This window comes from Massilia sp. 9I (genome assembly GCF_902506415.1).
Taxonomy (GTDB): domain Bacteria; phylum Pseudomonadota; class Gammaproteobacteria; order Burkholderiales; family Burkholderiaceae_D; genus Telluria.
The window spans coordinates 546,219-572,640 of record NZ_LR733275.1; the positions used below are offsets into that span (position 1 = coordinate 546,219).

25 protein-coding genes are annotated in these 26,422 nt (G+C 66.6%); 2 read left to right on the forward strand and 23 right to left on the reverse strand.

Translation table 11 applies throughout. From position 1 onward, the window contains the following. Window positions 1-21: 21 nt before the first annotated feature. Window positions 22-288, reverse strand: a complete 267-nt coding sequence (rpsT, locus tag GV068_RS02460; protein WP_036216299.1) for a 30S ribosomal protein S20 — start codon at window positions 286-288, stop codon at window positions 22-24. Between the two features lie 210 nt (window positions 289-498). Between rpsT and murJ the strand changes: the two genes are divergently transcribed. After that, window positions 499-2,049, forward strand: a complete 1,551-nt coding sequence (gene murJ / locus GV068_RS02465) for a murein biosynthesis integral membrane protein MurJ (RefSeq protein WP_159695840.1) — start codon at window positions 499-501, stop codon at window positions 2,047-2,049. Between the two features lie 17 nt (window positions 2,050-2,066). Here murJ and GV068_RS02470 read toward each other — a convergent pair whose 3' ends face one another. From GV068_RS02470 to GV068_RS02525, 12 genes are all read right to left on the reverse strand, one after another. Beyond that, the gene (locus tag GV068_RS02470; protein WP_159695841.1) at window positions 2,067-2,795 is read right to left on the reverse strand and encodes a type II secretion system protein; all 729 of its coding nucleotides are present in this window, start codon (window positions 2,793-2,795) and stop codon (window positions 2,067-2,069) included. 2 nt (window positions 2,796-2,797) lie between these two features. Next, window positions 2,798-3,181 (reverse strand): type II secretion system protein, encoded by a 384-nt coding sequence (locus tag GV068_RS02475; protein ID WP_159695842.1) that lies wholly within the window; start codon window positions 3,179-3,181, stop codon window positions 2,798-2,800. Window positions 3,182-3,186: 5 nt separating this feature from the next. Next, window positions 3,187-3,657: a type II secretion system protein gene (locus GV068_RS02480; protein WP_159695843.1), complete on the reverse strand. Its 471-nt coding sequence runs from the start codon at window positions 3,655-3,657 to the stop codon at window positions 3,187-3,189. Continuing rightward, on the reverse strand, window positions 3,657-5,702 hold the full coding sequence (locus GV068_RS02485) for a secretin N-terminal domain-containing protein (RefSeq protein ID WP_159695844.1): 2,046 nt from the start codon (window positions 5,700-5,702) through the stop codon (window positions 3,657-3,659). The genes GV068_RS02480 and GV068_RS02485 overlap by 1 nt, the downstream gene beginning before the upstream one ends. Next, on the reverse strand, window positions 5,702-6,253 hold the full coding sequence (locus GV068_RS02490) for a hypothetical protein (protein WP_159695845.1): 552 nt from the start codon (window positions 6,251-6,253) through the stop codon (window positions 5,702-5,704). The genes GV068_RS02485 and GV068_RS02490 overlap by 1 nt, the downstream gene beginning before the upstream one ends. Continuing rightward, window positions 6,250-6,825 (reverse strand): hypothetical protein, encoded by a 576-nt coding sequence (locus tag GV068_RS02495; RefSeq protein ID WP_229463611.1) that lies wholly within the window; start codon window positions 6,823-6,825, stop codon window positions 6,250-6,252. The genes GV068_RS02490 and GV068_RS02495 overlap by 4 nt, the downstream gene beginning before the upstream one ends. Further along, the gene (locus GV068_RS02500; RefSeq protein WP_159695846.1) at window positions 6,822-7,370 is read right to left on the reverse strand and encodes a PilN domain-containing protein; all 549 of its coding nucleotides are present in this window, start codon (window positions 7,368-7,370) and stop codon (window positions 6,822-6,824) included. Before GV068_RS02500 ends, GV068_RS02495 begins: the two co-directional genes overlap by 4 nt. Further along, window positions 7,367-8,173, reverse strand: coding sequence for a hypothetical protein (locus GV068_RS02505; protein ID WP_159695847.1), 807 nt, complete (start codon window positions 8,171-8,173; stop codon window positions 7,367-7,369). Before GV068_RS02505 ends, GV068_RS02500 begins: the two co-directional genes overlap by 4 nt. After that, the gene (locus tag GV068_RS02510) at window positions 8,166-9,863 is read right to left on the reverse strand and encodes a GspE/PulE family protein (protein WP_159695848.1); all 1,698 of its coding nucleotides are present in this window, start codon (window positions 9,861-9,863) and stop codon (window positions 8,166-8,168) included. Before GV068_RS02510 ends, GV068_RS02505 begins: the two co-directional genes overlap by 8 nt. Then, window positions 9,860-11,056, reverse strand: a complete 1,197-nt coding sequence (locus tag GV068_RS02515) for a type II secretion system F family protein (RefSeq protein ID WP_159695849.1) — start codon at window positions 11,054-11,056, stop codon at window positions 9,860-9,862. Before GV068_RS02515 ends, GV068_RS02510 begins: the two co-directional genes overlap by 4 nt. 46 nt (window positions 11,057-11,102) lie before the next feature. Beyond that, window positions 11,103-11,546 carry a type II secretion system major pseudopilin GspG gene (gspG, locus tag GV068_RS02520; RefSeq protein WP_159695850.1) on the reverse strand — a complete coding sequence of 148 codons (444 nt, stop codon included), beginning with the start codon at window positions 11,544-11,546 and terminating at the stop codon, window positions 11,103-11,105. Between the two features lie 158 nt (window positions 11,547-11,704). Next, window positions 11,705-12,130, reverse strand: a complete 426-nt coding sequence (locus tag GV068_RS02525) for a hypothetical protein (RefSeq protein ID WP_229463613.1) — start codon at window positions 12,128-12,130, stop codon at window positions 11,705-11,707. 310 nt (window positions 12,131-12,440) lie between these two features. On the opposite strand from GV068_RS02525, the gene GV068_RS02530 reads away from it, so the two are divergent. Next, complete coding sequence (locus tag GV068_RS02530) at window positions 12,441-12,761, forward strand: hypothetical protein (RefSeq protein WP_159695852.1); 321 nt, start codon at window positions 12,441-12,443, stop codon at window positions 12,759-12,761. 97 nt (window positions 12,762-12,858) lie between these two features. Here the strand turns inward: GV068_RS02530 and GV068_RS02535 are convergent, their stop codons facing one another. From GV068_RS02535 to GV068_RS02580, 10 genes are all read right to left on the reverse strand, one after another. After that, the gene (locus tag GV068_RS02535; protein WP_159695853.1) at window positions 12,859-13,467 is read right to left on the reverse strand and encodes an NF038129 family PEP-CTERM protein; all 609 of its coding nucleotides are present in this window, start codon (window positions 13,465-13,467) and stop codon (window positions 12,859-12,861) included. Window positions 13,468-13,479: 12 nt separating this feature from the next. Next, entirely contained in the window at window positions 13,480-16,500 is a 3,021-nt protein-coding gene (locus GV068_RS02540) for an ExeM/NucH family extracellular endonuclease (RefSeq protein WP_159695854.1), read from the reverse strand. Between the two features lie 200 nt (window positions 16,501-16,700). Further along, complete coding sequence (locus tag GV068_RS02545; protein ID WP_159695855.1) at window positions 16,701-17,741, reverse strand: TIGR03790 family protein; 1,041 nt, start codon at window positions 17,739-17,741, stop codon at window positions 16,701-16,703. Between the two features lie 99 nt (window positions 17,742-17,840). Continuing rightward, window positions 17,841-18,569 carry a PEP_CTERM-anchored TLD domain-containing protein gene (locus GV068_RS02550; protein ID WP_159695856.1) on the reverse strand — a complete coding sequence of 243 codons (729 nt, stop codon included), beginning with the start codon at window positions 18,567-18,569 and terminating at the stop codon, window positions 17,841-17,843. 119 nt (window positions 18,570-18,688) lie between these two features. Next, window positions 18,689-20,107, reverse strand: a complete 1,419-nt coding sequence (locus GV068_RS02555; protein WP_159695857.1) for a mannose-1-phosphate guanylyltransferase/mannose-6-phosphate isomerase — start codon at window positions 20,105-20,107, stop codon at window positions 18,689-18,691. Beyond that, complete coding sequence (locus tag GV068_RS02560; protein WP_159695858.1) at window positions 20,104-21,282, reverse strand: sugar phosphate nucleotidyltransferase; 1,179 nt, start codon at window positions 21,280-21,282, stop codon at window positions 20,104-20,106. The genes GV068_RS02555 and GV068_RS02560 overlap by 4 nt, the downstream gene beginning before the upstream one ends. A 21-nt stretch (window positions 21,283-21,303) precedes the next feature. Further along, window positions 21,304-22,302, reverse strand: coding sequence for a UDP-glucose 4-epimerase GalE (galE, locus tag GV068_RS02565; protein ID WP_159695859.1), 999 nt, complete (start codon window positions 22,300-22,302; stop codon window positions 21,304-21,306). Between the two features lie 202 nt (window positions 22,303-22,504). Beyond that, the gene (locus GV068_RS02570) at window positions 22,505-23,215 is read right to left on the reverse strand and encodes a WecB/TagA/CpsF family glycosyltransferase (RefSeq protein ID WP_308636844.1); all 711 of its coding nucleotides are present in this window, start codon (window positions 23,213-23,215) and stop codon (window positions 22,505-22,507) included. Between the two features lie 65 nt (window positions 23,216-23,280). Continuing rightward, on the reverse strand, window positions 23,281-24,417 hold the full coding sequence (gene wecB / locus GV068_RS02575) for a non-hydrolyzing UDP-N-acetylglucosamine 2-epimerase (protein WP_159695860.1): 1,137 nt from the start codon (window positions 24,415-24,417) through the stop codon (window positions 23,281-23,283). Window positions 24,418-24,474: 57 nt separating this feature from the next. Beyond that, a complete protein-coding gene (locus tag GV068_RS02580) occupies window positions 24,475-26,409 on the reverse strand; it encodes an alginate lyase family protein (RefSeq protein ID WP_229463615.1) in 1,935 nt (644 codons plus the stop codon). Window positions 26,410-26,422: the final 13 nt, after the last annotated feature.

The following is a 26,422-nucleotide window of genomic DNA, read 5'->3' on the forward strand; positions in this document are numbered from 1 at the left end:
GAAGCCGCACGCACCTCGCTATTAAGCGGACAGTGCCTTCAGGGCAGCAGCCAGACGGCTCTTGTGGCGGGCTGCTTTGTTCTTGTGGATGATCTTCTTGTCAGCGATGCTGTCGATGGTCGACACGGACTGCTGGAAGATGGTGGTTGCAGCGGCCTTGTCGCCAGCCTGGATGGCCTTGCGAACTGCCTTGATTGCGGTGCGCAGGGTCGAACGCTGTGCCGAGTTGTGCGCGTTTTGCTTAACTGCTTGACGAGCGCGTTTGCGCGCTTGTGCGGTATTTGCCATGAAATTTCCTAAATCGGGGTCAAGTTGCGTTTGCAAACATTAGCGAGTGAAACCGGCTCTTCTTGTGCCTGCCCAACGATTAGTGTCTGCTAACAGAATTCAGTACAGCCCACGATTATAGCGAAACAAACGGATCAGGGCAATTCATAAATGCATAATTGTCTCGCCAGGGCACGTGCGGGGACTATTGCCCAAGTATAATCCCCCGCCATGAACCTGCTCCGTACCCTCGCCGCAATTTCCAGCATGACCATGGTGTCCCGTGTTACCGGTCTGCTGCGCGACAGCCTGTTTGCCGCCACCTTCGGCGCCTCGAATTTCACTGACGCCTTCAACATCGCCTTCCGCCTGCCCAACCTGCTGCGCCGGCTGTTCGCCGAAGGCGCCTTCTCGCAGGCCTTCGTGCCGATCCTCACCGAGTACAAGACCAAGCACGGTCAAGATGCGACCAAGACCCTGGTCGACCACGTCGCCACGGTGCTGGTCTGGTCCACGGTGCTGACCAGTATTGCGGGCATCGTCGCCGCGCCGGTGCTGATCTACCTGATCGGCGGCGGCCTGCAGCGCGAACCGGCCGCCTTCGACGCGGCGGTGGTCATGACCCGCATGATGTTCCCCTACATCGCCTGCATGGCCTTCGTGGCCCTGGCCAGCGGCGTGCTGAATACCTGGCGCCAGTTCAAGATTCCAGCCTTCACCCCGGTGCTGCTGAACATCTCCTTCATCGTCTCGGCCCTGGTGCTGGCCGATTGGTTCGAGCAGCCGATCTACGCGATGGCCGTGGGCGTCTGCGTCGGCGGCATCGCCCAGGTGGCGGTGCAGATTCCTTCGCTGGTCAAGCTCGGCATGCTGCCGCGCATCTCGCTCAATCCCCTCACCGGCCTGCGCGACTCGGGCGTGCGGCGCATGCTCGGCAAGATGGGCCCGGCCGTGTTCGCGGTGTCGGCTGCCCAGATCAGCCTCCTGATCAACACCACCATCGCGGCCAGCCTGGCCGCCGGCGCGGTGACCGCCCTGCAGTATGCCGACCGCCTGATGGAATTCCCCACCGCCCTGCTGGGCGTGGCGCTGGGCACCATCCTGCTGCCGAGCCTGGCCAAGGCGAATACCGAAGGCGACACCCAGGAATACTCTTCGCTGCTGGACTGGGGCCTGCGCCTGACTTTCCTGCTGGCCCTGCCCTCCTCGGTCGGCATGGCGACGCTGGCGGTGCCGATGATCGCCACCCTGTTCCACTACGGCGTGTTCGATGCCGCCGACGTGCGCGCATCTTCGCTGCCGCTGATGGCCTACAGCGCCGGCCTGCTCGGTTTCATCCTGGTCAAGACCCTGGCGCCGGCCTTCTACGCGCGCCAGGAAGTGCGCACGCCGGTCAAGATCGCGGTGGGTGTGCTGGTCGTCACCCAGTTGCTGAACCTCGTGTTCGTGCCACTGCTGGGCGTGGCTGGCCTGGCCCTGTCGATCGGCCTGGGCGCCTGCATCAACGCGTCCTTCCTGTACACCGGCCTGCGCCGCCGCCAGATCTACGTGCCGCAGCCGGGTTGGGGCAAGTTCTTCCTCAGGGTGCTGGTGGCGGTCACGGTGATGGGGCTGGTTTCCTGGTTCGGCCAGGCCCAGTTCGACTGGGTGGCGCTGCGCGCGACGCCGCTGCTGCGCGCCGGTGCGCTGGCGGCGATCATCTGCGCCGCGGCGCTGGCCTACTTCGCCATCCTGCTGCTGCTCGGCTTCCGCCCGCGCGACTTCAAGCGCCGCGCCAAGTAAGCGTTAGCGGCCCCGCATTAACGGCCGGACTCCTGCGACTGGGTCGTCGGTTCCGCCGGCGGCTTCGGTTCTTCCGGTGGCTCGGCGGGTTTGTCCTCGGCCGGTGGTTCTTCCGCCGGCGGCTCCTCTTTCGGCGGCTCCGGTTCCGCTTGCGGCGGCTGCGGCGGCGGCTGGGCCGGTGGCGGCGCGGGCGTGCCAGGCTGCGGCGCGCTGCCGGGCATCGGCACCGGAATCCTCGGCGGCAGCGTCCCCGGCGCCTGCGGCGCGCCGGCGCCCGACAGCTCCGCCATGAACTTCCAGTCCGCGATGTGCTCCCGCTTGTCGAAGCCGGGGAAGCGCTTGTCGAAATTCCCCACCTTCAGCGGCGCCAGTTGCGACAGGCTGTGCACGCCCAGGATGCGCCCGCCCTCTCCCGCACGCACCAGCCCCCATTCGGCCTTGCCGCTCACCGGGTCGACGAAGATCTTGCGCAGATGCCGGCGCGGGTTCGGAAAGCGCGGGTCGCGCAGCAGTTCCTGCAGGCTCAAGGGCTGTTGCGGCTGGCCGCGCGGCGTGGCATCGGCATAACTCTTCAGGGCGGCGCTGAACTGGTAGCCGATCTCCAGCAGCTCTTCTTCCGTATGGGCGCGCTGCAGCAGCGCGCCGATCTTGAGCGTCGCGGCGCCGACCAGGCCGACGATGAACACGAAGATGATCAGGCCGAGGTAAGTGAAGCCGGCCTGGCGCGGCCGCAGGCGCGGGTTCACGACTACCACTCCGCGTACGGCTTGCCCTTGCGGTCGTTGCCCGGCGCGCCGCTGCGGATGTTGCCGACTTCGCCCTGCTCGCCTTCCGGCGGCGGCTCGACCACCCAGCCTTCGCGCGACTCCAGGATCGGATCCATCGGCAGCTCGCGCAGGTATTTTTTCTCGACCAGCTGGTCCAGCGAATCCGGATAACGCCCGGTGTCGGCCTTGTACTGGTCGATGATCGCGCGTGCATTGCGCAGGTTCTCGGCCAGGATCGTCTCCTTGGTCGAGTCGATGCTGGGGAAGAAGCGCGGCACGGCCAGCGTCAGCAGCAGGGCCACGATGCCCAGCACCACCAGCAGTTCGATCAGGGTGAAGGCGCGCAGGCGCCGCGGGAAGCTCATGGTGTTCACCACTTGTTGTAGGGGATGCCGTTCAGGCCCGGCTTTTCGGAGCGCGAGTACACGTCGTAGACGTCCTCGCCCTCCTTCGGCTCGTCCGGCTCGCTGGCGTAGCTGCGCTTGCCCCAGGTCTCGGCGTCGGTCGCGGCCGGGTCCGGGCTGAACGGGTCACGCGGCAGGCGGCGCATGAAGTAGATCTGGGCCTGCTTCGGGCTGCGCAGGTCGCGCACGCCTTCCACCAGCATCTCGAGGCGCGGCGGATAGCCGGTGGCGCCTGCGGCCTTGGCCACGCGGCCTTCGTCGCTCGCCTTTTTATAGGCGTCGATGCCGGCCCGGATCTCGCGCAATGCGCGGCGCAGCTCCACCTCGTCGCGGCGCTGGGCCGTGACCTGGGCCACCGGCACCACCAGCGTTCCCAGCAAGGCCAGGATCGCGAGCGTGACCAGCAGCTCGATGAGGGTGAAGCCGCGCTTGGCCATTACTGCTGGTTGGTGGACGACGCGGGAGGCGTCGCGGGAGGCGGCGGCGCGACCGGAATCACCTGGATGTTCGGCGCTGGTACGGCCGGCGGCGGACCGGATTGCGGCGAACCGCTCTGCGGCGTCACCGGCAGCTGCGACGGCGGCACCGAGACGGGCGACGCCGGGGTGCCGACCGGGCTTGGCTCCGGCACGGCCGGAGCGGCGCCGTTGACCGGCGCCGGCGCAGCGACGGCCGGACGGGCCGCCGGTGCGGCAACTTGCGTCACCGGTGCGCGCGCCACACTGTCGGGGCGGCGACGGAAGCTGGCGTCGGTGCCGGCGCCGAACTCGGAGGCGGCCGCCGGCGGACGCTGCACGGTGCGGATCAGGCGCGGCGTAATCGACAGCACGATCTCGGTGCGGTCGTTCGAATCGCGCACGCTGCCGAACAGGCGGCCGACGATCGGCAAGTCGCCGATGCCCGGCAGCTTGCTGGCGCCGGAGCGGTCTTCGTTGCTGATCAGGCCAGCCAGCACCTGGTTCTCGCCATCCTTCAGCTGCAGGAAGGTGGTGGCCGAGCGGGTGCCGATGCGGTAGGCCACGGTGCCGGAACGGGTGGTCACGGATTCGCCCAGGGTGCTGACCTCGAGCGAGATGCGGATGCCGACTTCGTTGTTCAGGTAGATGGTCGGCTCCACGTTCAGGGTCAGGCCCACGTCCACGTAGTTGACCGACTCGGAAGCGAAGCCGCCCACGCCCGAGGAGATCGTGGTCGAGATGTTCGGGATCTTGTCGCCGATGACGACCTTCGCTTTTTCCTTGTTGCGCACGCGGATGCGCGGATTGGCCAGGGTATTCGAATCGCCGTCGGTCTTGTTGGCATTAACGGTGGCCGACAGCTCGCTGACGGTGGCGACGTTGCGGCTGTTCAGGCCGCGCAGCTGGCTGATCGTAATCGGGTCGCCATCCAGGCTGGCCAGCGGCGAGAACGAGATCGCGCCCGGCCAGCGGATGCCGAGGTCGGTGACGCGGCTGCGCTTGATCTCGAGCACCTCGACTTCCAGCATGACTTCCGGCTCCGGCACGTCCTGCAGCGCCACCAGCTGGCTCGCCACGCGCACCGCCTCCGGGCTGTCGCGCATGATCACGAGGTTCAGCTTCTCGTCTACCACCACGTCGCGCGACTTGAGGATGGTCTTGAGGGTGTTGGCGATGTTCTTGGCTTCGGCGTTGGCCAGGAAGAAGGTCTTGACCGTCATCTCCTGGTATTCCTTCAGCTTGGCCGCCACGTTCGGGTAGATCAGGATGGTGTTGCTGTCCATGACCTGGCGCTCGAGCTGGTTGGTCATCAGGAGGTAGTAGACCGCGGCTTCGACAGTGCTGTTTTTCAGGAAGATCGAGCTGCGCTGGTCGGCCTTGACGTCCTTGTCGAACACAAAGTTCAGGCCCGAGTGGCGCGAGATGATCTCGAAAATCTGCTTGATCGGGGCATCGCGGAATTCCAGGCTGATCGGCTTGCGGAAAGCCGCGGCCAGCGCTGCTTCGCCGGTGGGCGCTGCGTTGCTTTTCTCGTCGACTTCCAGCATCAGGAGGCGCGCCGGCTCGTGGCCCGGCCGCTCGGTCAGGATCGCGGACAGCTTCTGGCGCGCGCCATCGAGGTCGCCCTTGTCGAAGGCGGCGCGGGCCGCCTCCAGCATGCCGGCATGGCGGCGGTCGCTTTCCACCTGGCGCAGGCCGGCGCGCGCGCGCTCGTTGGCGGGGTCGAAGGCCAGCACGCGGCGGTAGTCCTGCAGCGCCAGCTCGGTCTGCCCTTCCGCCAGTGAGGCCTCGGCCTGCTTCACCAGGCGCTCGGCCGCGCTATCGCGTGCGCGCAGGTAGGCGGCGCGGTATTCGGGGTTGGCCGGGTCGGCGGTGACGGCCTCCTGGTATTTCACCAGCCCGGCCGCGACCTGGTCCTGCGCGACTAGCGCATTGCCTTCCCGGTAGGCGCGCTGCCCGGCGCAGCCGGCAAGCAGCACCGCCCCGAAGCCGGCAGCCAGCACGAGTTTGCGGATACGAACCATCAGTCGAATACTCCAATATTGAGCTGCTGAACTTGGTTCAGCGGCAGGTAGGTCAGGGTCAGCACGGGCGGCTTGATCGCGTCGACGCGGTAGGTGCCGTCGATGACCGTGTCGTCGCGGACGAGATAGGTGCGCTCGCCACGCGCCAGGTAGATCTCCCAGGCGCCGTCCTGCAGCGACTTGCCGATGAAGGTAAACGGCAGCGGCGGCGCGCTCGGCGGCGGTGGCGGCGGCGCCGGCTGGGCCGGCGGCGGCGGCGGTGGCGGCGGGGTCCAGTCCTGGCGCGCGAACACGCCATTCCCGCCCTGGTTGAAACGGTCGTCGCTGTCGCCGATCAGCACCTCGCGCGGCACCAGGCGCAGGATGGCGACGGCCTTGTCCTTTTCCTTGGCGGCAGACGCGCTGTCGGTCCGCGCCGGCGCGACGGCCACCGGCGCTGCGGCGCGCTCCACCGGCTCGGCCACCACGTCCTCGGGCGTGTTGTCGCCGAAGACCACCAGCGCCGCGGCCACCACCAGCGCCGCGCCCATCGCGATATGGCGCGGCTTCATTGCGGCACTCCCGGGGTGGCCGATAGGTAGAGCGTCAGGCGCAGGCGCGCCTCCACGGTCTCGCTGCCGATCGCGTCGCGGCGAAAACCCACGTCGTCGAGCGAAGCATGCGGCAGTGCGCGCAGCGCATCGAAGCCGAACTGCCAGATGGCGGCGTAGCGCCCCGTCACCGGCAGCGTAATTTGATAAGTATGGAAGCGTCCGGCGCGGTCTTGCGCGGCGCGGTATTCGCCCTGGCGCAGGGCGAGGCCATTCTTCTCGGCCAGCGCAAACAGGGTCTTGAGCTGGCGGTCCACGGTCGCGCGTTCACCCAGCGCGCCGTAGAACTGCGCCAGGTTCTGGTCCGCGCTCGGCGGCGGGGCGGCCACCGCACCCAGGGCCGGCGGCGGCAAGGCAGCTTGCCGGCGCGCCGCGGCATAGTCGGCATCGAGATCGACCAGCGCATGGAACATGAAGCCCATCGCCACCACCACCGCCAACGCCAGCGCGGTGGCGCCGGCGATGACCGGGTTCGTCCGGCGCAGCGCGAGGACCAGGCGCAGCCACAGGGAGGACAGGTGCATAGCCTTCATTGGCCGCCCCACTGTGCGCTGATTTGAAAACGCAGCGGCTTGTTCGGCTCCTGCTCCGCGATCTCGTGGCGCACCAGGTTGACGCTGGCGAACCAGCCCTGCTCCTGCATCTGCGCCACGTAGGCCAGCATGTCGTCGCTGTTTTTCGTTTCCGCCGTGATGCGCAGGTTGCGGCGCTTGGCGTCCGGTTCCAGCGCCAGCAGGGCCACATTCGACGGCGTCGCGGCGCGCACCGCCTCGACCAGGTCGCGCCACGGCAGGTTGAGCTGCATGACGGCGTCGTTCACGGCCTGGGCCTGGGCGTCGGGGATGGTGGTCTTCGGCGTGGCCGCCACCGGCAGCGGGCGCACGGCATTCGAGCGCGCCGCGATCGCAGCCTGCAGTGCTTCCAGCTGCTCCCGCTCTTCGCGGTAGCTGATGACCTGGGAAGCCAGCACGAAGCACAAGCCGGCGATCGCGAACAGGAAGCCGAAGGCGCGCGGCGGCACTCGGAACAGCGTACGGCGCAACGTGCGCGGGGCGAAATCGATGTGGGTGCGCTTCATGGCTCCATTCCCGTGCGGGCCAGGCGCACGTGCAGCGGCCAGTCGGCGCTGTCGTCTTCCAGCAAGGTGCAGGCGAACTTCAGGCGGCCCGCGGAACTGGCCCAGCCGCTCGGGGCCGCGCCGCACAACTGCAGGCGTTCGGGCCGTCCCACGCCCACGCGCAGCGCCTCGCGCGCCACGTGGGCTTCCAGCCAGTCGCGGTCGGCGCCAGCCGGGATCACGGCGGTGCGCACTGCGGCCAGCGCCGCGCCTTCATAGGCGGCGACCGACAGCACGCCGCCGTGCACCAGGCCGAACCAGGCGCCTGGCCGGCGTTCGCGGCGCCAGGCGTTCATGGCGGCGACGAACTGCGGCGCCACCTCGACCAGGTGGAAGCGCTGTTCGCGCGCCAGGCTTTCCAGCAGCGCCAGCAAGCCTTCGGGCGCGGCGGCGGCCAGGAAAGGACGCGTGGCGTTCCAGTCGGCGCTGATGCGCCATTCGAGCGGGGGCGCGCCGAACAGGCTCTGGTGGCGCAGTGCGGCGGCCGCGTGCAGGTCGGCCAGGCGCGTCGCGCCCTGCGGCGGCGGCACCTGCCACAGGCGCACCAGGTCGTCGGCCAGCACCACGCTCAGGGGCCAACCGCGCGGGTTGACCTCGGCCCACAGCGCGCGCAGGCCATTCGCCAGGGCGTCGGGCGCCCCGGCTTCGACCGGCTGCAGCGCCAGCACCTCGGCGCCCGCACGCGGCCAGCCGCTCACGCGCAGCAGCGCGAGGCCGTCGGCGGCGACGCCGAGGCGCAGGGACTGTCCAAATTTCCTACGCATGGAGGGTCACCCGCTTGATCTCCTCGATGGTGGTGGCGCCGCGCTTGACCAGGTCGAGCGCGGCCAGGCGCAGGCTGCGGGTGCCGTTGGCGTGGGCCGCGGCCTTGATGCGGCGGATCGGCTGCTTGTCGACGATCAGTTCGCGGATCTCGTCGTTAAGGGTCAGAATCTCGGCGATCGAGCGGCGCCCGCGGTAGCCGGTGCCGCGGCAGTCGCCGCAGCCCTTGCCGCGCATGAAGACGTAGTCACGGGCCTCCTCGCGCTCCAGGTGCACCGTGGCCAGCTCCGCCGCATCCGGCTCGTAGCGTACGGCGCAGTGCGGGCAGTTCATGCGGATCAGGCGCTGGGCCCAGATGCCGTTCAGGGCCGACACGAAGGCGTAGGGGTCGATGCCCATGTGGGTAAAACGCCCGAACACGTCGAACACGTTGTTGGCGTGGACCGTCGTGAGCACCAGGTGGCCGGTCAGCGCCGACTGCACCGCGATCTCGGCGGTCTCGCGGTCGCGGATCTCGCCGACCATGATCTTGTCCGGGTCGTGGCGCAGGATCGAGCGCAGGCCCTTCGCGAACGTCAGGCCCTTCTTCTCGTTCACCGGGATCTGCAGGATGCCCGGCAGCTGGTACTCGACCGGGTCCTCGATGGTGATGATCTTCTCGCGCCCGTTGTGGATCTCGGTGAGCGCCGCGTACAAGGTGGTGGTCTTGCCGGAACCGGTCGGCCCCGTCACCAGCAGCATGCCGTAGGCTTCCTGGGCCAGCGTGCGCAGGGTCGCGAGCGAAGGCGCGTCGAAGCCGAGCGCCTCTAACGTGAGCGCGCCATAGGATTCGATCATGGCGCGCTTGTCCAGGATACGGATCACCGCATCTTCCCCGTGGATGCTGGGCATGATCGAGACGCGCAGGTCGATGTCGCGCCCGCCCGATTCGACCCGGAAGCTGCCGTCCTGGGGAATGCGCCGTTCGGCGATGTCGAGTTCGGCCAGCACCTTGAGGCGCGAGATGATGTGTTCGGCCAGCTCGATGCCGCCCACCGTGGCCGCATGGTCGAGCACCCCGTCGACGCGGTACTTGACCGCCAGGCCGCCGGCCGTGCTTTCCAGGTGGATGTCGGAAGCGCCCGCCTTCAGCGCATCGTACAGCGTGGAGTTGACCAGCTTGACCGCCGGGCTGCCGCCTTCCGAGACCGAGGCGAAGGACAGCACTTGTGCCGTCTTGCCGTCGCGCCGGGCTTCGCCGTCGCCGCCCACCAGGCTGTCCACGGCGCGCGCGGATTCTTCCTGCTTGGAGAGGTAGGCCTGGATGTCGGACTGCAGCGCCAGGCACAGGTCGAGCGGACGGCTGGCGGTGGCGCGCGCCTGCGCCCCAAGCCAGGTCTGCAGGTCGAGATCAAAAGGATCGGACAGCACCCCGGTCAGGTGGCCTGACGCATCGCGCAGCAGCACGCAGTGGCGCGACATGGCGCCGGCCAGCGGCAGCAGGTCGAACGCGGGAGACTGGGCCAGCATGGCGGCGGTTTCCATCACCGGCAGGGCGAAGGGTGCGGCCAGTTCGCGCACGATCTGGCGCGGCTCCTGGCCGGTCAAGCCTTCGAGTTCGGCCACCAGGCCGCGGCGCGATTGCTGGGCCAGGGCGCGCGCGCGCGCCAGCAGGCCTGGGTCGAGCAGGTTCGTGTTGGCGGCCTCGCTCATGACATGTCTCCGGCAAGGTCGAAGATCGGCATGTAGAGCAGCACCACGATCGCACCCACCACCAGGCCGATCGCCGCCATCAGGAGAGGCTCGAAGGTACGGGTGAAGCGGTCGATCCAGCGCGTGATCTCGCCGTCGTAAAAGGCGGCCGACTGGGTCAGCATCGGGCCCATGTCGCCGGTGCGCTCGCCCACGCGCAGCATGCGCAGCGAGATCGGCGTGGTCAGGCCGTGGGCCTCGAAGGCATTCGACAGCGGCTGTCCCGATTCGATGGCGGCGCGCGCCTGCGCCAGGCCCTTGCGCACGTTACCGGAGACCATCGGCTGCACGGTCTCGATGGCGCCGACGATGGTGATGCCGCCCTCGGTCAGCATGCCGAGCGTGAGATAAAGGCGCGACAGTTCGTAGATGCGGGCGCGCTCGCCGATGCCGGGCAGGCGCACCAGCAGGCGGTTGATGCCGCCGCTGCGCAGCAAGTGGCGCACGCCCAGCACGGCGCCGACGATGAGCAGCAAGGCGCTGACGGCGATGGCGCTGCCGTGGGCGCCCGCGAACTGGCCCCAGTCGAGCAGCAGCTGCGACATCCAGGGCAGCGTGCGCCCTGCCCCCTGATAGACCTCGGCGAACTTCGGCACCACGTAGCCGATCAGGAAGCCGCTCACGCCGCCGCCCACCAGCAGCAGGATGACGGGATAGATCGAGGCGCTGACGATCTTGGAACGCACGGTGTCGATGCGCTGCTGGTAATCGATGTAGCGCGACAGGGCGCGCGGCAGGTCGCTGGTGCCTTCGGCGGCGCGCACGATGCCGACGTACAGCGGCGGGAACAAATCGGGTTGGCTGGCCAGCACGCTGGAAAAACGCTTGCCTTCGCGCAGGCCGCCCAAGAGGCGCTCGAGCACGCCGCGCGCGCCGGGATTGGCTTCCTTTTCGAGCAGGGCTTCCAGGCCTTCGACGATGCCCAGGCCCGCGTTGAGCAGGGCCAGCAGCTCCTGGCTGAACAGGACCAGCGAGAGCTTGGCGCCGCCGCGGCGGCCGAGACCGGCGAAGGGATTGGCGCGCGCCGGCTCGACGGCGCTGACGAACAGCCCACGCGCCTCGACCTGGCGGCGCGCGTCGAGCGCGTCGGCGGCATCGACGACCAGGTTCGAGATCGACATGTCGGGCGCAAGGGTGCGAACGGCAAACTGCATGAAGGCGGGCCCGGCGGTAAATGATTGCGTACTGAGGCGACGGCGTTCAGTTCGACGAAATGTCGGCGTTGTCGCCGGTACCGCCCGGCTGGCCATCCTTGCCGAGCGAGAGGATTTCGTACTCACCCTTGGTGCCCGGCGAACGGTACTGGTAAGGACGGCCCCACGGATCCTGCGGCACGCCTTTCTTCAGGTAGGGACCGTTCCACTTGGCGCCGGCGCTGGGCGGCGCGGCCATCAGGGCGTTCAGGCCTTCTTCGGCGCTCGGATAGCGGCCGACGTCGAGGCGGTAGGTGTCGAGCGACTTGTCGAAGGCTTCGATCTGCGCCTTGGCGACCGTCACTTCGGACTTGCCCAGCTGGGAGAAATACTTGGGGCCGACGTAGGCTGCCAGCAGGCCGATGATGACGATCACGACCAGCAGTTCGAGCAGGGTGAATCCTGATGCGGCAACACGCGACGGGGCGCGCTGTTTCAGTACTGAATACATCGACCGACTCCTAATTGCACGTACGAAAAGCTCAGCGTTGAAGGCTACCACGCCGCTCAACACCAAGACAACAACTCTTTATTTTTTGCCATGCACCGCCGGCGCCTTTGCGCTCCCGCAGAGCGCGAATGACGCCAGGCGAACACAGTGTGACGGGTTTAGCGCGCGACCGGGGACGACGGCGCCGCAGGCGAGGAAGCGCCCAGCACGCAGCTGCCGCTGGTGCAGACGGCGCCCGGATCGGTCATGTAGCGGCAGGTCGACATCAGGCCGCTGGCCTTGTTCTGGGCCTGGCGCTCGGCCTTGTACTGTTCGCCGAGGGCACGCAGGGTCTTCTCGTCGGTACGCGACTCGGAATACGGCAGGTAACTTTCCGGGCCGCCGCAAGCCATGGCGCCGATCGGCAGCGTTCGGCACTGGCCCGAATGGGTGCAGCTGGCGTCGCCGATGGTCGCGCGGATGCGCGCCAGGGTGTCGCCCGTTGCCGGGGCCTGCGCCGTCGGGGCTCCCTTGCGCCCCGGATCCTGGGCCTGGGTCGTGCAGGCAGCACAGCCCAGCAGGAGGATAAGGATGAGATTTCGCATGTGTTCATCTTCCCTGCTTGCCCGGGTGTGGTCAAGCGAATCACGGTATGCATCCATGCCTTGTCGAAAGGGCCGCGGCGTCGTTGTACAGCAACGTCAGGCTGTTGCCGCAGCACATCAATTTCTCAAAAGAATTTTTTATTTCCTAGAAAACAGTTGCGCTAACTGTCGAGAAAACCCGGCAACGTCGCCCAACTTTCTTACTAAATCTTAATATTTGCTGTTCGCTAACGAAAATAATTGAGCATCGGAAAAATTTACTCACTACAATAGTCTTCGTTACCGACGAGCTTGCTTCACTAGAACGATCATGAACATCTCCTTCCGCACCATCGCCGCCATCGCCCTCACCACCCTCCTGACCGCCTGCGGCGCAGGCCAGCAGGACAGCCAGGTCGCGATGAGCCTCGGCTCGGCAGTGCAGAGCGACCTCAACGTCGCCGCCGTGGCCACCAGCACCGTAGCCCCGGCTGCCGCATCGACCGGCCCGGCCGTCGCCGCTGCCACCGGCCCGAACAATCCGGCCCCGGATTGCGCACCGGAAGGCTGCTCCAGCCTGCGCATCATCGACGGCAACGCCGAAGCCTTCCGCGTGGACGCCATGCGCCGCGCCAGCGCCGACCAGTCCTGATTCACCGGGCGCGAGCGCCCTCCTCCGTTTTCTCTCCCAATAAAAAAAGACACACCGGCCGCACGGCCAGGTGTGTCTTTTTTTTCGCCTGAAGCGCTCAGCGCGGCGCGCGGCGGCGCAGGCTGGCGCCCAGCAGGGCCAGGCCGGTGGCCATCAACAGCCAGTCCGACGGTTCCGGCACTGCCGCCGCGAGTTCGCTCACCTGGGCGAAGTCGGCATCCTGGTACGGCGTGCCGATGCCTTGCCCCGGCGTCAGGTCGAAGCGGACGATGCCGAACGGGTCGCCCAGCGCGCCGTTGGCGTCGTACAGGCCGATCGACAGGGTGCTGCCGTCGCTGCCCGCGTCCAGGCTTTGGTCATCGCTGAACAGGATGTCGAAGCCGAAGGCAGCCCCCAGGTTCAGGTCGAACTTCAGGTAGCTGCCGAAGTCCGGCAGGTTGGCCAGGACGATGCTGCCGTCCGGGTTGAAGCCGACCTGCTCGGCCAGGCTCACGGCGCCGAAGGCGCCGCTGAAGTTGCTCAGGGTCGCGCTCACCGGCGTGCTCGAGAAGGTCTGGAACATCAGGTCGAGGGCGCCGGCGCCCGAGCGGCCGCTGGTGTCCACATTAACGTGGTAGCTGATCGGGGCGGCCATTGCCGCCAGCGAGCTGCCCGCCAGGGCCAGGGCCAGCACTGCGTGGCGCAGGAAAGTCTTCGCGTTAAACATAGTTCTTATTCCTTAGAAAGTACCAGCGATGATGGCGGCGCTGTAGTTGATGGCGACGCGTTTCGGGTTATTGAACACGGTGGTGACGGTCACGGTCGCACCCGGTGCGATCGCGCCGGCACCGGCCGTGATGTAGGGCACGCCGTTGTGGGTGCCGCTGGCGTTGGCCAGGGTGACGTCGGCCGGCAGTCCGGCGATCTTGACGTGGAACGGACCCGTGATGGCGGCGCCGGTCTTGTTGGTGAGCTGGAAGCTGCCGCTGTACTGGCCGGTGGCGCGGTTCATCACCAGGCCCGAACGGACCACCGTGAAGCTGCCGGTGGCATCGATCCAGGTCGGGGTCAGGTTCAGGCTGACCAGCACCGGGTCGTGGTCCGAGGCGCGGAAGGCGTCGTTGACGTACAGGTCCTGGCTCTTCGGCGTGCTGCCGTTGCCGGTGTCGAAGTTGTAGTCGATGGTTTCCGGCTCGTCCGCGTTGTTGTGCCACTCGGCCGCGCCCGCCACCTGCGCGCTCAGCGAAGGCGTGGTCAGGGCGTGGTCGAGGTAACCGCTCTCGCCGTCGAACACATAGGAATACACCAGGCCTTGCGGACGCACGAAGCGTTCCAGTTCGTTGACCATGCCGGCGCTGGTGAAGGCCACGATCGGGTCTTCGAAGCCGTGCGCGTTCATGTCGCCGATCACCAAGACGTCGTCGTCGCCGGCGGCCGATTTGACCAGCGGGATGAAGTATTCCGCGAGGCGCTTGGCCTGGGTCACGCGGGTCGCGTTCCAGCAGCCCTGGCCATCGCCGCGGTCGGTATCGAGCCCGCTACCCGACGGGCAGCTGGCCTTGGCCTTCAGGTGGTTGACGATCACCGAGAACTTGGCGCCGTTGGCGGCCTTGAAGGTCTGGGCCATCGGCGGGCGGTTGTTGACGCGGTCGCCATCCGACAGCGCGCCGCCGACCAGGCTCAGCGCGCCCGGCTTGTAGATCATGGCGACGCGGATCGCGTCGGTGCCGGTGGACTCCGGCGCCGGCACCACCGCGTAGACGTTTGCGCCAAGCGCGGCGTTGATGCTGTCGACCAGGTACTGGACGGCGACGTCGCCGTTGTTCTGGATCTCCATCAGGCCCACCACGTCGGCATTCAGGGCGACCAGCGACTTGACGATCTTGTCGCGCTGGCGCACGAACTCTTCCATGTTGTCGGCGCCGCGGCAGTTGCCGGCACTCGGTGCGCTCGAGCCGATAGTGCAGCCCTCGGTCAGCACGCCTTTCACGTCCATCTTGTTGGTGAAGGTGGTGAAGAAGTTCAGCACGTTGGCGCTGGCGACCTTGACGCCGGCCGGCAGGCTCGGCACGCCCAGGCGCGGGTTGGTGCGCGAGAACTCGGGGGCCACGGTCGGCTGCAGCTTGAAGCCGGCGCCGCCGGCGCCCAGTGCGCCGAAATCGAGCACACCTTCGAGACCGGTGACGGTGTCGCCGGCGCGCACGGTGCCGTCCACGCCGATGTAGGGGATCACCGGCGGCGCGGTGAAGATGCCGTCGTCGAGGGTGATCACGTTGGCCGCATTGAACGCCGCCAGCGCGATCGCTTCCGGGGTGCCGGCGCGGTAGCGGTTGGTCGGCACTTCCAGGCGGCCGCTCGACAGGGTCAGCTCGCCGCGGGTGCCGAGGTATTTGTTCTGGTTGACGGTCAGCGGATTGGTGATGCGCACCAGCATGCCTTCATAGCGCTCGAGGTCGCCGGCCGGGAAGCTGATGTTGGTCGGGCTGACGGTCTGGCCGGCGCCCAGCACGGTCGAGACGGTCTCGGTCAGCTCGGTATAGCTGACGCTGCCCGACGGCACATACTCGGTGACCAGGCCGGTGACGCGCACGCGTTCGCCCACGTTGCCGGCGGTGGCGCCGAACACGAAGATCGCGTCCGAGGTCGCGGCGTCGTTGTCGCCATCCGGATCCTGGACGAAATAGCCGCTGCCGACCTTGGCGGTGATGACGCCTTCCGTGGTCTGGGCCGTGCCCTTGAACGGGCTGGCCGCGCCCGGACCCTGGATCGCGGGGATCGCCTGATTGCCGGCCGAGCGCACCGTGACGGCGCAGGTCTCGGTCTTGCCGGCGTCGTTATCGAAGCGCACCACGACCGAATAATTGCCCGGCGCAGCGGCGGCATCGACCACCAGGCGCACGCCGGCCGGGCTGTCCACCGCGCTCGACGCGGTGAATTCTTCCAGGCGGATGCCGCCGACCGCGGTCGAGGTGATGGTGGCGCCGGTGACGCGGTTGTCCTTGTCGCGGGCGTTCAGGATGGCCGAGACCAGTTCGCCGTGCGGGCGCACCAGGCTTGCCGGGCAGCTAGCGACGATCGGCTCATCCGTCGGGCCGATCGCGCCGCACACCTTGCGCGTGGTGCCGGTGGTACGCGGGGCCACGTCCTTGACCTCGAAGTCGACCGAATTCTTGTCATCGTCGGTGCAGCCGCCTTCGAGACGCTGGGCCGATTTGGTGTTGCTGATGGTGCCGGTCGGGCCCGCGCCCTCGAAGGCATTGGTGCCGCTGCCGTAGCCGACGAAGTCGACGACCGCGCCGCCGGTCGGGGCGCTGCCGGTGAGGGTCGTGTCGTTGCTCGCCAGCGCGACCTTGCCGGCGCCGGCAGCCATCGCGATGCTGCCTTCGACGTCGCCCGCCACCGTCACCACATTGGTTGCACCCCCGGTCCCGGCCGCTTCACGCACCAGGAAATATTGTCCGGCCTCCAAGAAGGTATTGGCCGGGATGACGGTCTTCTGCCAGGAAGTGCCGCTGGTGGACGCGTACTGCACGCTCCAGCCGCTGATGTCGACCCTGGCGCCGCTGCGGTTGAACAGCTCGATGAAATCGTGTTTGTAGGTCGCGCCGGTGGCGCCACTGCCGTTGCCGCCAGCCCCGTACACTTGGCTGATGACGATATTGGGAGAGGCGGCCAAGGCCGGCGCGGACAGGCCGGCGAGCAAGGCGGCGAGCACGGTCAGGCGCCCGGGTGCGTGGAAGGAAGCGGCAAGCTTGTTCATGAAGTTCCTGGGTGGATGAGCCAAACGAATGTTATTGGGAAAAAACGTTAGCAGAATGCAATTTACCATTAGCAAAAAGCATAGTAAATGGATTCATTTACATCCGTGTGACAAGAACTCTCATTATCATTTCCACAAAGAAACTCATGCGTGGCGCGTAGCGCTTCGGCACTGCGTCTCCCATAGGGAAGAGCTGGGAATTAACGCTCGCGGTAAGGCGCGGCCAGCGGTTCGCCGATGAAGAGGCCTTGTGACGGCCACGCAACACTCTTCCAGTAGGCTTCGATGGCGCTGTTGCCGCTCAGGTAGTGGCGCAGCAGGACGGAGGGATTGGGAAACTTCTGCCAGTGGTTGCAGGGTTCGCTGACGGTGCCATAGCTGGCGGTGGCGCCGGCATCCAGCCAGCGTAGGCTGCTCATCTGGCTGCTGCCGAGCAGGTCGCCGCCCAGCGAGGTCAAATGGTCGGCCAGGGCGCCGGGCACGAAGCCGAGCGTGTCCAGTTTGGCGACCTGGGCCATGCCGGTCTGGTACACCAGAATGTCCTTCACATTCTCCAGCGCGTCGGCCTGCAGCACCTTGGTGGTGAGCTTGCGGGCGGGAATGCGCCCGGTGCGCGGAAAGAAACCGGCGCGGGTATTGCGCGCCTTTTCCGAGGTCGCCAGGTAGTAGGCGGTGGCGGGCACGGTGCGAAAGCCCGCGGACACGCCGCGGTCGACCAGCGCTTTCGCCTTCTCGACCGACTCGGTCGGCAGCAGCATCGAGATCCGCATCTGGTGGTCGGTGAACGGATGGGCCGAGCGGCTGTTGAAGTAGGCGCTGGGCTCGCCGGCGGCGCAGGTCTTGGCGCACTGGCCGCCGTCGAAGCCCAGGGTGTAGGCGCCGGTGATCGAATTGCAGTCGACCGCATAGGGCGCGGTCCAGACCATCAGGACCGCCTGCACCTTGGGGCCAAGCTGGCTGTCGATCTCTTCCTTGAGTAGGCGGAACTGGGCCGGGCTGATCGAGCGCGGCTTGCCGGGGATGCGCACGTGTACCACGTTGGCGGCCGGGATTGAACGGCGCTTGCGGTAGTAGTCGCCGACGGCGACGCTGGACGGGTCCTCGTCGTTGATGACGATCGCCAGTTCAGCCGGTTTGAGGGGAGATGCGTGAGCGGAAGGATGGAAGGCGCCGGCGGCGGCCAGGCAAGACAGACAGGACAGCAGAAAGGCGCGCAGGCGCGCTCGCAAATTCGGTCGCATGGATCGGTCGCAGGATGAACGGAGGGCGGAGCCAGGGCTCCGCCGCCATCATGCCACAGCTTGCTGTTTTGTCAGCTCACCGCTGTTGCGCCCTGCCCTTCAGTGCGTTCGCCGCAGCGCCGCCCTGGGGCGGCGGCGCCATGCCGTCCAGCCCAGCAGGCCGATGCCGCCGAGGTACATGGCAGTGGTGGCCGGTTCCGGCACCAGCGAGATCGAATACACCTCGAGCGCGTCGACCCGGAACAGCTGGCCGCCGGTGCTGCCGTCGATGATGCTGGTGCCTTCGCTCAGGCCGTCGCCATAGCTCACCTGCCAGGACAGCGCGGCATTGAGACGGTCATTGACCAAGAGGTCGGGGCCGGCGCCGAAGGTCGGGCCATGGTTCGGCTCGTTGTAGGTCTGGCGCGCGCCGCGGTTGGGCAGGATGTTATCGGACAGCACCTGGCGCCACAGCTGGGCATCGGTGAAGTTGAAGATGAAGGCGGTCCGCTGCCAGTCGTTGGGCGTGATGTGGTAGCCGTCGGTCGAGGACCAGCTTTGCGGGTTGTAGCCGCCCACGAGCCAGCTCTGGCCGAAATCGTTGCTCACCTGGAGCAGCGTGAACGTCATGCCGGCGCCATCGGCGGCGTCGTGGAAATCGCGCGAGTTGTGGCCGGTCTGGCGGGTGTAGATGTTGCGCAGGTCCAGCGGGCCGGCGCCAAGCCAGCGTTCGAGCTGGCCGTAGAGGGTCAGGTCCAGCAGGGGTGGGCCGTTCTGGGCTTGCGCGCTTGGTGCTGCCGCCACGCTCAGCAGGACACCCAGGGTGGACGCCGCAACGATCGATTTCATGATGCCCCCTCGCTCCGTTCAGTTGCGGGCATTGTATGCCCGCGTTCCGCGAGGGGTTCGCACGGTTCCGCTGCGCAAGCAGCGTCATCCGTGCGATAAGGGCTTACTGTCCAGCTAGCTCAAGCACGCTGGTAGATGTCCTCGAAGCGGACGATGTCGTCCTCGCCGAGGTAGCTGCCGGACTGGACTTCGATGAGGTGCAGCGGCAGCCTGCCCGGGTTTTCCAGGCGGTGGGTGACGCCGATCGGGATGTAGGTCGACTCGTTTTCCGACAGCAGGCAGACCTTTTCGCCGCAGGTCACGCGCGCGGTGCCCGACACCACGACCCAGTGCTCGGCGCGGTGGTGGTGCATCTGCAGCGACAGCTTTTCGCCCGGCTTGACCGTGATGCGCTTGACCTGGAAACGGTCGCCCGCATCGATGCCTTCGTAGTGGCCCCACGGGCGATACACGCGCGTGTGGTGCAGGTGCTCGGTGCGCGCCTTGCTCTTGAGGTGGTCGACCACCTGCTTGACGCGCTGCACCTGGTCTTTATGGGTGACCAGCACCGCGTCCTGGGTCTCGACCACGACCAGGTTGTCCACGCCGACCACGGCCACGATGCGCGATTCGGCGCGCACCAGCGAGTTCGTGACGCCGTCCAGGTAGACGTCGCCGCGCTGGGCATTGCCGTTGGCATCCTTGGGCTGCACTTCCCACAGGGCCGACCAGGAACCGACGTCGTTCCAGCCGATATCGGCCGGCACCACGGCGGCGTCCTGCGTCTTTTCCATCACCGCGTAGTCGATCGAGTCGGACGGGCTGTCCGAGAAGGCTTTTTCTTCCAGGCGGCAGAAGTCGAGGTCGCGGTAGCCGGTGCTGACCGCCTTGTCGGCGGCCGCGGCGATCGCCGGTGCATGCTCCTCGAGTTCCTTGAGGAAGCGCTCGGCGTGGAACATGAACATGCCGCTGTTCCAGTAGTAGCCGCCTTCATCCAGGAAGCCCTGGGCGGTGGCGGCGTCCGGCTTCTCGACGAAGCGCGCCACCTTGTAGCAGTCGCCGCAATTGGCCACCGCTTCGCCGCGGCGGATGTAGCCGTAGCCGGTTTCCGGGGTCTTCGGCACGATACCGAAGGTGGCCAGGGCGCCCTGCCCCACCAGGGTCACGGCGCGCTCGACCGCGTCGCGGAAGGCGGCGCCGTTCTCGATGACGTGGTCGGCCGGCAGCACCAGCATGATGGCTTCCGGATCGATCGCCTTCAGGTAGTGGGCCGCCGCCGCCACCGCCGGCGCGGTATTGCGGCCGACCGGCTCGAGCAGGATGCCGAGCGGCGTGATGCCGGCTTCGCGCAGCTGTTCGGCCACCATGAAACGGTGGTCATTGCCGCACACGACCAGCGGCGCCATCACTCCCGGCCAGCCGGCCACCCGTAGCGCAGTTTCCTGCAGCATGGTCCTGTCCGCTACCAGCGGCAGCAGCTGCTTGGGCAGCACGGCGCGCGACAGCGGCCACAGGCGGGTACCGGCGCCGCCGGAGAGGATGACTGGATAAATTTTCATGCGCTTGCTTTCTCTTTAATTTTCTGTATGGCGTTCTGAGCCGTACCCTCGATGTCCTTGCGAACCGAACGGCGGCGGTCACGCGCATTCAGCCATTCTTGCGACGAGTACTCCGACGCGTGCTTCATCTCGCCCTTGCGGTCGACACTGTAATCCTTGAAAACTATCATTTCATGCAATGTTACATCATGCAACACCCGTGTGTATTCGAACAACACGCTACGCACGACCTCGGCGCCTTCGCAGATGTGGCTGCCATGGCCGATCCAGGTCGGGCCAACGATGCGGGCGCCCGCTTCGATCTTGACGTTGGAGCCGATGTAGACCGGACCTTCGATGATCGTGCCTTCCCAGTCGATGCTGGTGTTCAGGCCCGTCCAGACGCCCGGTTCGATCTGGATGCCCGGCACGTCCATATGGTTGACTTCGCCGGTGAGGACGGTCTGCAGCACTTCCCAGTAGTCGCTCATGGTGCCGATGTCGAGCCAGTTGAACGGACGGCCCTGGGCGTAGAACGGCAGGCCGCGCTCTGCCAGAAGAGGGAACAGCTCGGAACCGATATCGAACGGCACGCCCGACGGGATCAGGTCGATGACTTCCGGCTCGAAGATGTAGATGCCGGTGGAGATGAAGTTGGACTTGGCTTCCTGTTCGCTCGGCTTTTCCTGGAACTCGGTGATGCGGCCTTCGGCGTCGGTGACCACCACGCCATAGGACGAGACCTTGTCCCATGGGACTTCCTTGGTGATGACGGTGGCCATCGCGCCTTTGCGGCGGTGCTCGAGCAGCGCAGCCTTGAGGTCGAGGTCGATCAGGGCGTCGCCGCACAGGACGATGGTGGTGTCGTCGAAGAAGCCGCCGAATTCCTGGATCTTCTTCATGCCGCCGGCCGAGCCGATCGGTTCAGGGACGACCTCGCCGTCGTCCTTGATATAACCCTCGAAGGAGTAGCCGATCTGGACGCCGAACTGTTCGCCCTCGCCGAAGTACTCCTCGATCTTCTCGTGGAGCCAGCTGACGTTGACCATGATTTCGGTCACGCCGTGCTTCTTGAGGTGTTCGACCAGGTAGGCCATCACGGGTTTGCCCAACAGGGGGATCATGGGTTTAGGCAGGTCATAGGTCAGCGGGCGTACACGGGTGCCCTTGCCTGCAGCTAGGATCATGGCTTTCATCGGACCGTCCTTTACATTAGATTATTTGGCAGTGGTTTGGTAGCGCCAGACGTCGGCGCACATTTGAGCGACGTCACGCTCGGCAGTCCAGCCCAGTTCTTCGCGGGCTTTGGCCGGATCGGCGTAGCACTTGGCCACGTCGCCGGGGCGGCGGTCGACGATCTGGTAGGCGATCTTGCGGCCGCAGGCGGCCTCGAAAGCGCGCACCATCTCGAGCACGCTGTTGCCGCGGCCGGTGCCGAGGTTGTAGGTGACGATGCCCGGCCCCTTGGCCAGGCGGTCGAGGGTTTTCACGTGGCCGATCGCGAGGTCGACCACGTGGATGTAGTCGCGCAGGCCGGTGCCGTCCGGGGTCGGATAGTCGCCGCCGAACACGGACAGCTTGTCGCGCTGGCCGTTGGCGACCTGGGCGATGTAGGGAACCAGGTTGTTCGGGATGCCGTTCGGCTCTTCGCCGATCAGGCCGCTTTCATGGGCGCCGACCGGGTTGAAGTAGCGCAGCAGCGCGATGCGCCATTCCGGCTCGGCCTTGGCCAGGTCGCGCAGGATGTCTTCGATCATCAGCTTGCTGCGGCCGTAGGGATTGGTGGCCGACAGCGGGAAGTCTTCGCGAATCGGCACCGAAGCCGGGTCGCCGTACACGGTGGCGGAAGACGAGAACACGATGGTCTTCACGCCGAACTTGGCCATCGTCTCGAACAGGATGACGCTGCCGTTGACGTTGTTGTCGTAGTAGCGCAGCGGCTGCGCCACCGATTCGCCGACCGCCTTCAGGCCAGCGAAGTGGATCACGGCGTCGACCTTGTGCGCGCCGAAGATGCGTTCCATGGCCGCGCGGTCGCGGATGTCGGCTTCTTCGAAGACGAAGGTCTTGTCGGTGATGCGCTGCACCCGCTCCTGCACCGAGGTGACCGCGTTGGACAGGTTGTCCACCACGACCACCTCATGGCCGGCGTTCTGCAGTTCGACGACGGTATGCGAGCCGATATAGCCCATGCCGCCGGTAACCAGGATCTTCATGTCGTTTCGCTCTCTGTAATATATAAAATGTATTAATAGTGCATTATTCAGTCGCGCCGCATATCACCAATGCCGACGGCGAGCATGCGGGGTCCTGGGACCTGCCGCAGTGAATGCGACAGGTGCGGGGCCCGCAGGGGCCATCGGTGGTGGCGTCTCGTATTCTTTTGCGTGTTTTTGCGTAGCGGCTTCTGTGGCCGCCCTATCCCTGTTTCACCTGCCTGCCTTTGAGAGCCTCTTTGAGCAACAGGCCAATAAAAGCCATGTCCTCGATGAAGTAGCGCCGGAACATGCGACGCGGCTCCTGCAGGAAGCGGTAGAACCATTCGAGCCCGGACTTCTGCATCCACAGCGGGGCCCGTTTCACCTTGCCGATGGCGACATCGAAAGTGCCGCCGACGCCCATTGCGAAAGGAATCCGCATGTGGGCCTGGTACTTGCCGAGGAACTGCTCCTTCTTTGGCGAACTGATCGCCACGAACAAGAGGTCGGCATTACTGGCCCGGATCTGCTCGGCCACCGCCTGTTCTTCTTCCTCGCCCTTCCAGTAGCCGTTGCGGTAGCCCGCCAGCCTAAGGGCCGGGTACTTGCGGGTGTAGGTCTCGGCCACCTTGCTGACGACTTCCTCGCGCGCCCCCAGCAGGAACACGCGCCAGCCCTTCTCGCCGGCGCGCCGCATCAGGGCCTCGAACAGGTCGACCCCGGCGACCCGTTCCTTGAGCGGCTTGCCGAGCAGGCGCGAAGCCCACACCACCGGCATGCCGTCCACGTTGACCAGCGCGCAGTCGTTGATGATCTGGCGCAGTTCAGCGTCACGGCTGGCTTTCACCAGCTTATCCACGTTGACCACCACGTGCTGATGGGGCAGGCCGGACTGGATGAATCCTTCGACCTTGCCCAGTGTTTCTTCCATGGTCAGGTTATCCACCTGACAGCCCATCAACGTGATTCGGTCATCCATGAGATTCCTTTAAAACGTTAGGCGGCGAGTCCTTCCGGCTTCGCCACGGCCGCGATCTCCTTCGCGAGGATCGCGACGATGCGTTCGGCCGCCTTGCCGTCCCACAGCTGCGGGCGGCGGCCCTGCTTGCCTTCGCCGCGCAAGACCTTCCTGGCTTCGCGCACGATGGCTTCGGGATCGGTGCCGGCCAGGACATTGGAGCCCTCTTCGACCGTCACCGGACGTTCGGTGTTTTCGCGGATAGTGACGCAAGGCACGCCCAGCGCCGTCGTTTCTTCCTGCAGGCCGCCGCTATCGGTCAGCATTACGGCCGCGTCCTTCCACAGGTTGAGGAAAGCCATGTAGGCCTGCGGGCCCGCCAAGGTGACGTTGGGACCGAGGTCGATGCCGAATTTCTCGATGTTGGCGCGGGTGCGCGGGTGCACCGGGAAGATCAGCGGCAGTTCCTGGGAAATTTCCTTGAGCGCGCCGGCGATGCGGGCGAAAGTGGCCGGCTCGTCGACGTTGCTCGGACGGTGCAGGGTCACGACGCCGTAGCGGCCGCCATTGGCCTGGCTCTGCGTCTTGAAGCCGCTGGTCTCGAAAGCGGAGGTATCGGCGCGCGACAGCTTGTCGGCCTGGTACAGCACGTTGTCCACCATCACGTGGCCGACGTAGTGCACGGCGGAATCCGGTTTGCCTTCGCGGCGCAGGTGCTCGACAGCGGCCGGCTCGGTGGCGAAGAACCAGTCCGAGATGCTGTCGGTGACGAGGCGGTTGATTTCTTCCGGCATTGCCATGTCGCCGCTGCGCAGGCCGGCTTCGACGTGGGCGACCGGGATGACGAGCTTCTTGGCCACGATCGAGCAGGCCAGGGTCGAGTTGACGTCGCCCACCACCAGCACCGCGGCGGGACGCTCGGCCATGCACAGCTCTTCGAAGGCCACCATGATCTTGGCGGTCTGCTGGGCGTGGCTGCCGCCGCCGGCGGCCATGAACACGTCCGGCTGGGGAATGCCGAGTTCCTCGAAGAACACGTCGTTCATCTCGCGGTCGTAGTGCTGTCCGGTGTGGATGATCTTGAAGCTCAAGGCATCCTGGGCCTGAAGGGCGCGCACGATGGGCGCGATCTTCATGAAGTTCGGACGGGCACCGGCAACGAGGTAAATCAGCATTTTGGACATATTCCTATTAATAATTTTTTATGGTTGTTGAATTTGATAAATTTTTTGCTAATGCAGGAACGTTATTGTAAACCTGCATTCGACTGGAACGGCGGACGATACGGTCGTGATCCGCAGCACTTCGCAAGGACGCTTCGACTCGTAGGTACGCGAGCACCAGCCCAGCGGCGGATTCTCGGCGCCGCGCACCAGTTCCAGCTGCAGGTCGGCCCCGCTGGCCTGCATTTGCAGCACGAAGCGCTTGCCGCGCACCGACAGGCCGTGGCTGGTCAGGCGCACGTCGAGCTCGGGCGCGAAATGCCAGAACAGCTCGACCTTGTGCTGCTTGCGCGCCGAGACTTCGTCGCGCACGGTCAGGGTATTGCTGGCGCCGTCGAAGCGCACGCTGCGCATGTGGCGCACCGGGTCCGACAGGCGGGTGTAGCCGTCGTGCGAGCCGCGGAAGTCGAAGTCGTTGGGGCTGCTCGGCATGCGCTCGATGCGGGCCTCGGCCTTGCGCAGCCACATGAAGCGCCCGCCGCTGGTCGACTGGTCGAGGCCGTCGATGCGCACGGTGTTATGGGCCGAGGTGCCGCGGAAGTAGTCGCGCCATTTCTGGTCTTGCCAATAGGAATAGGTGCCCGGGTCGATCAGGCACTCCTCGCCCGCCACCGACAGGTTCAATGCCAGCGCGTCCGCATGGCCGTGGGCGGCGATGCCGAGGTAGCCGAGCTGGCCGCAATCGAGCATGCCCTTGATCTCGCTGTGCTCGCCGAAATGGTTGCCGAACAGGAGGTAGCCGCCGTCCGGGAAGGCCCAGCCGGTGTCGACCTCGTGCGGGTCGCAGTCCGGACGGGTGCCGGGCAGCGCGTGCAGCAGCCAGCGCACGCCGGGGTGGGTATCGTTGGCGGCGCCGAACACGGTGTCGCCCAGCGCCAGCAGTTGCGATGCGCGGTCGCTGCCTTGGGCATCGAGCCGGAACACGCTGCCGTCGTCGGCGTCGCCCACCGCCGGCACGTTGCCGCCGACGTCACGCACCGAGCGCAGGAAGCGCAGCGCGCGCTGCAGCGATGCCCAGTAATGGCGCGGGAAAGGCTGGCCGCAGGCCTGGCCCATCAGGCCGGCGACGAACAGGAATTCGCTCGAGAAGATGTGATAGGCAAAGGCCTGCTCGCGGTTGACGCCGTCACGCGAGTACTGCGCCACCGCTTCATGTTCGAGTTCCCGGCGCGCCTGCTCCAGCCAGTCGGCGGACTCCTTCCAGCACGGCCAGGTGCTGGCGCCCACGTACAGGCCGGCCAGTTCGCCGATCAGGTGGTTGTTGGCCGAGGAATGGCGCGACAGGTGGCGCGCGATGGTGCTGCAGTGGGCGTGGATGCTGGCGAGCCAGTCGGCGCGCAGCTTCTGGCCGGATTCGCCGGCGAACAGGGCGCTGCTCTCGCCGCCCACCAGCTGCCACACCAGGCTCCAGTTGATCAGGCGGATGCCCAGTTCGAGCGAGCTGGTCCAGTTGGGACCGGTGAGCGGCGGGCATTGATCCATCCAGCTGCGCAGTTGCTGCTCCAGCGCGTGCAGCCAGCGCACTTCGCCGCTCAGGGTCCAGGCCTGGGCCAGGCGCACCAGGTGCAGGTGGCGGTTCAGCTCCCACACGTGCTTGATGTCGCCGACCTGCTCGCGCTTGGTGATGGCGATGTCGCCGGCGTAGATGGACGGACCGGTGACGCCGGTCTCGGGATCGCGGTTCCAGGCGGTGGGCACGCCGACGTCGAAGCGGCGTTCGGCGAACAGCACCACGTGGCCGGCGCAGATGCGGTCGGCGTCCAGTAGCAGGGCCTCGATTTCAAGCGGGTCGAGCTGGGGCGCGCCCTGCACCGCCAGCGTGCGGGCGCGCGGCAAGGGCGCGGGCGCCGTGCGGCCGGCCATGCGGCGTCCCATTTTCGTGGCTGCCGCCTGGCGCACCCGGTAGCCCACTTCCGCCACCGACATGCATCTGAGCCGATTCACCAGCCAGCCTAAC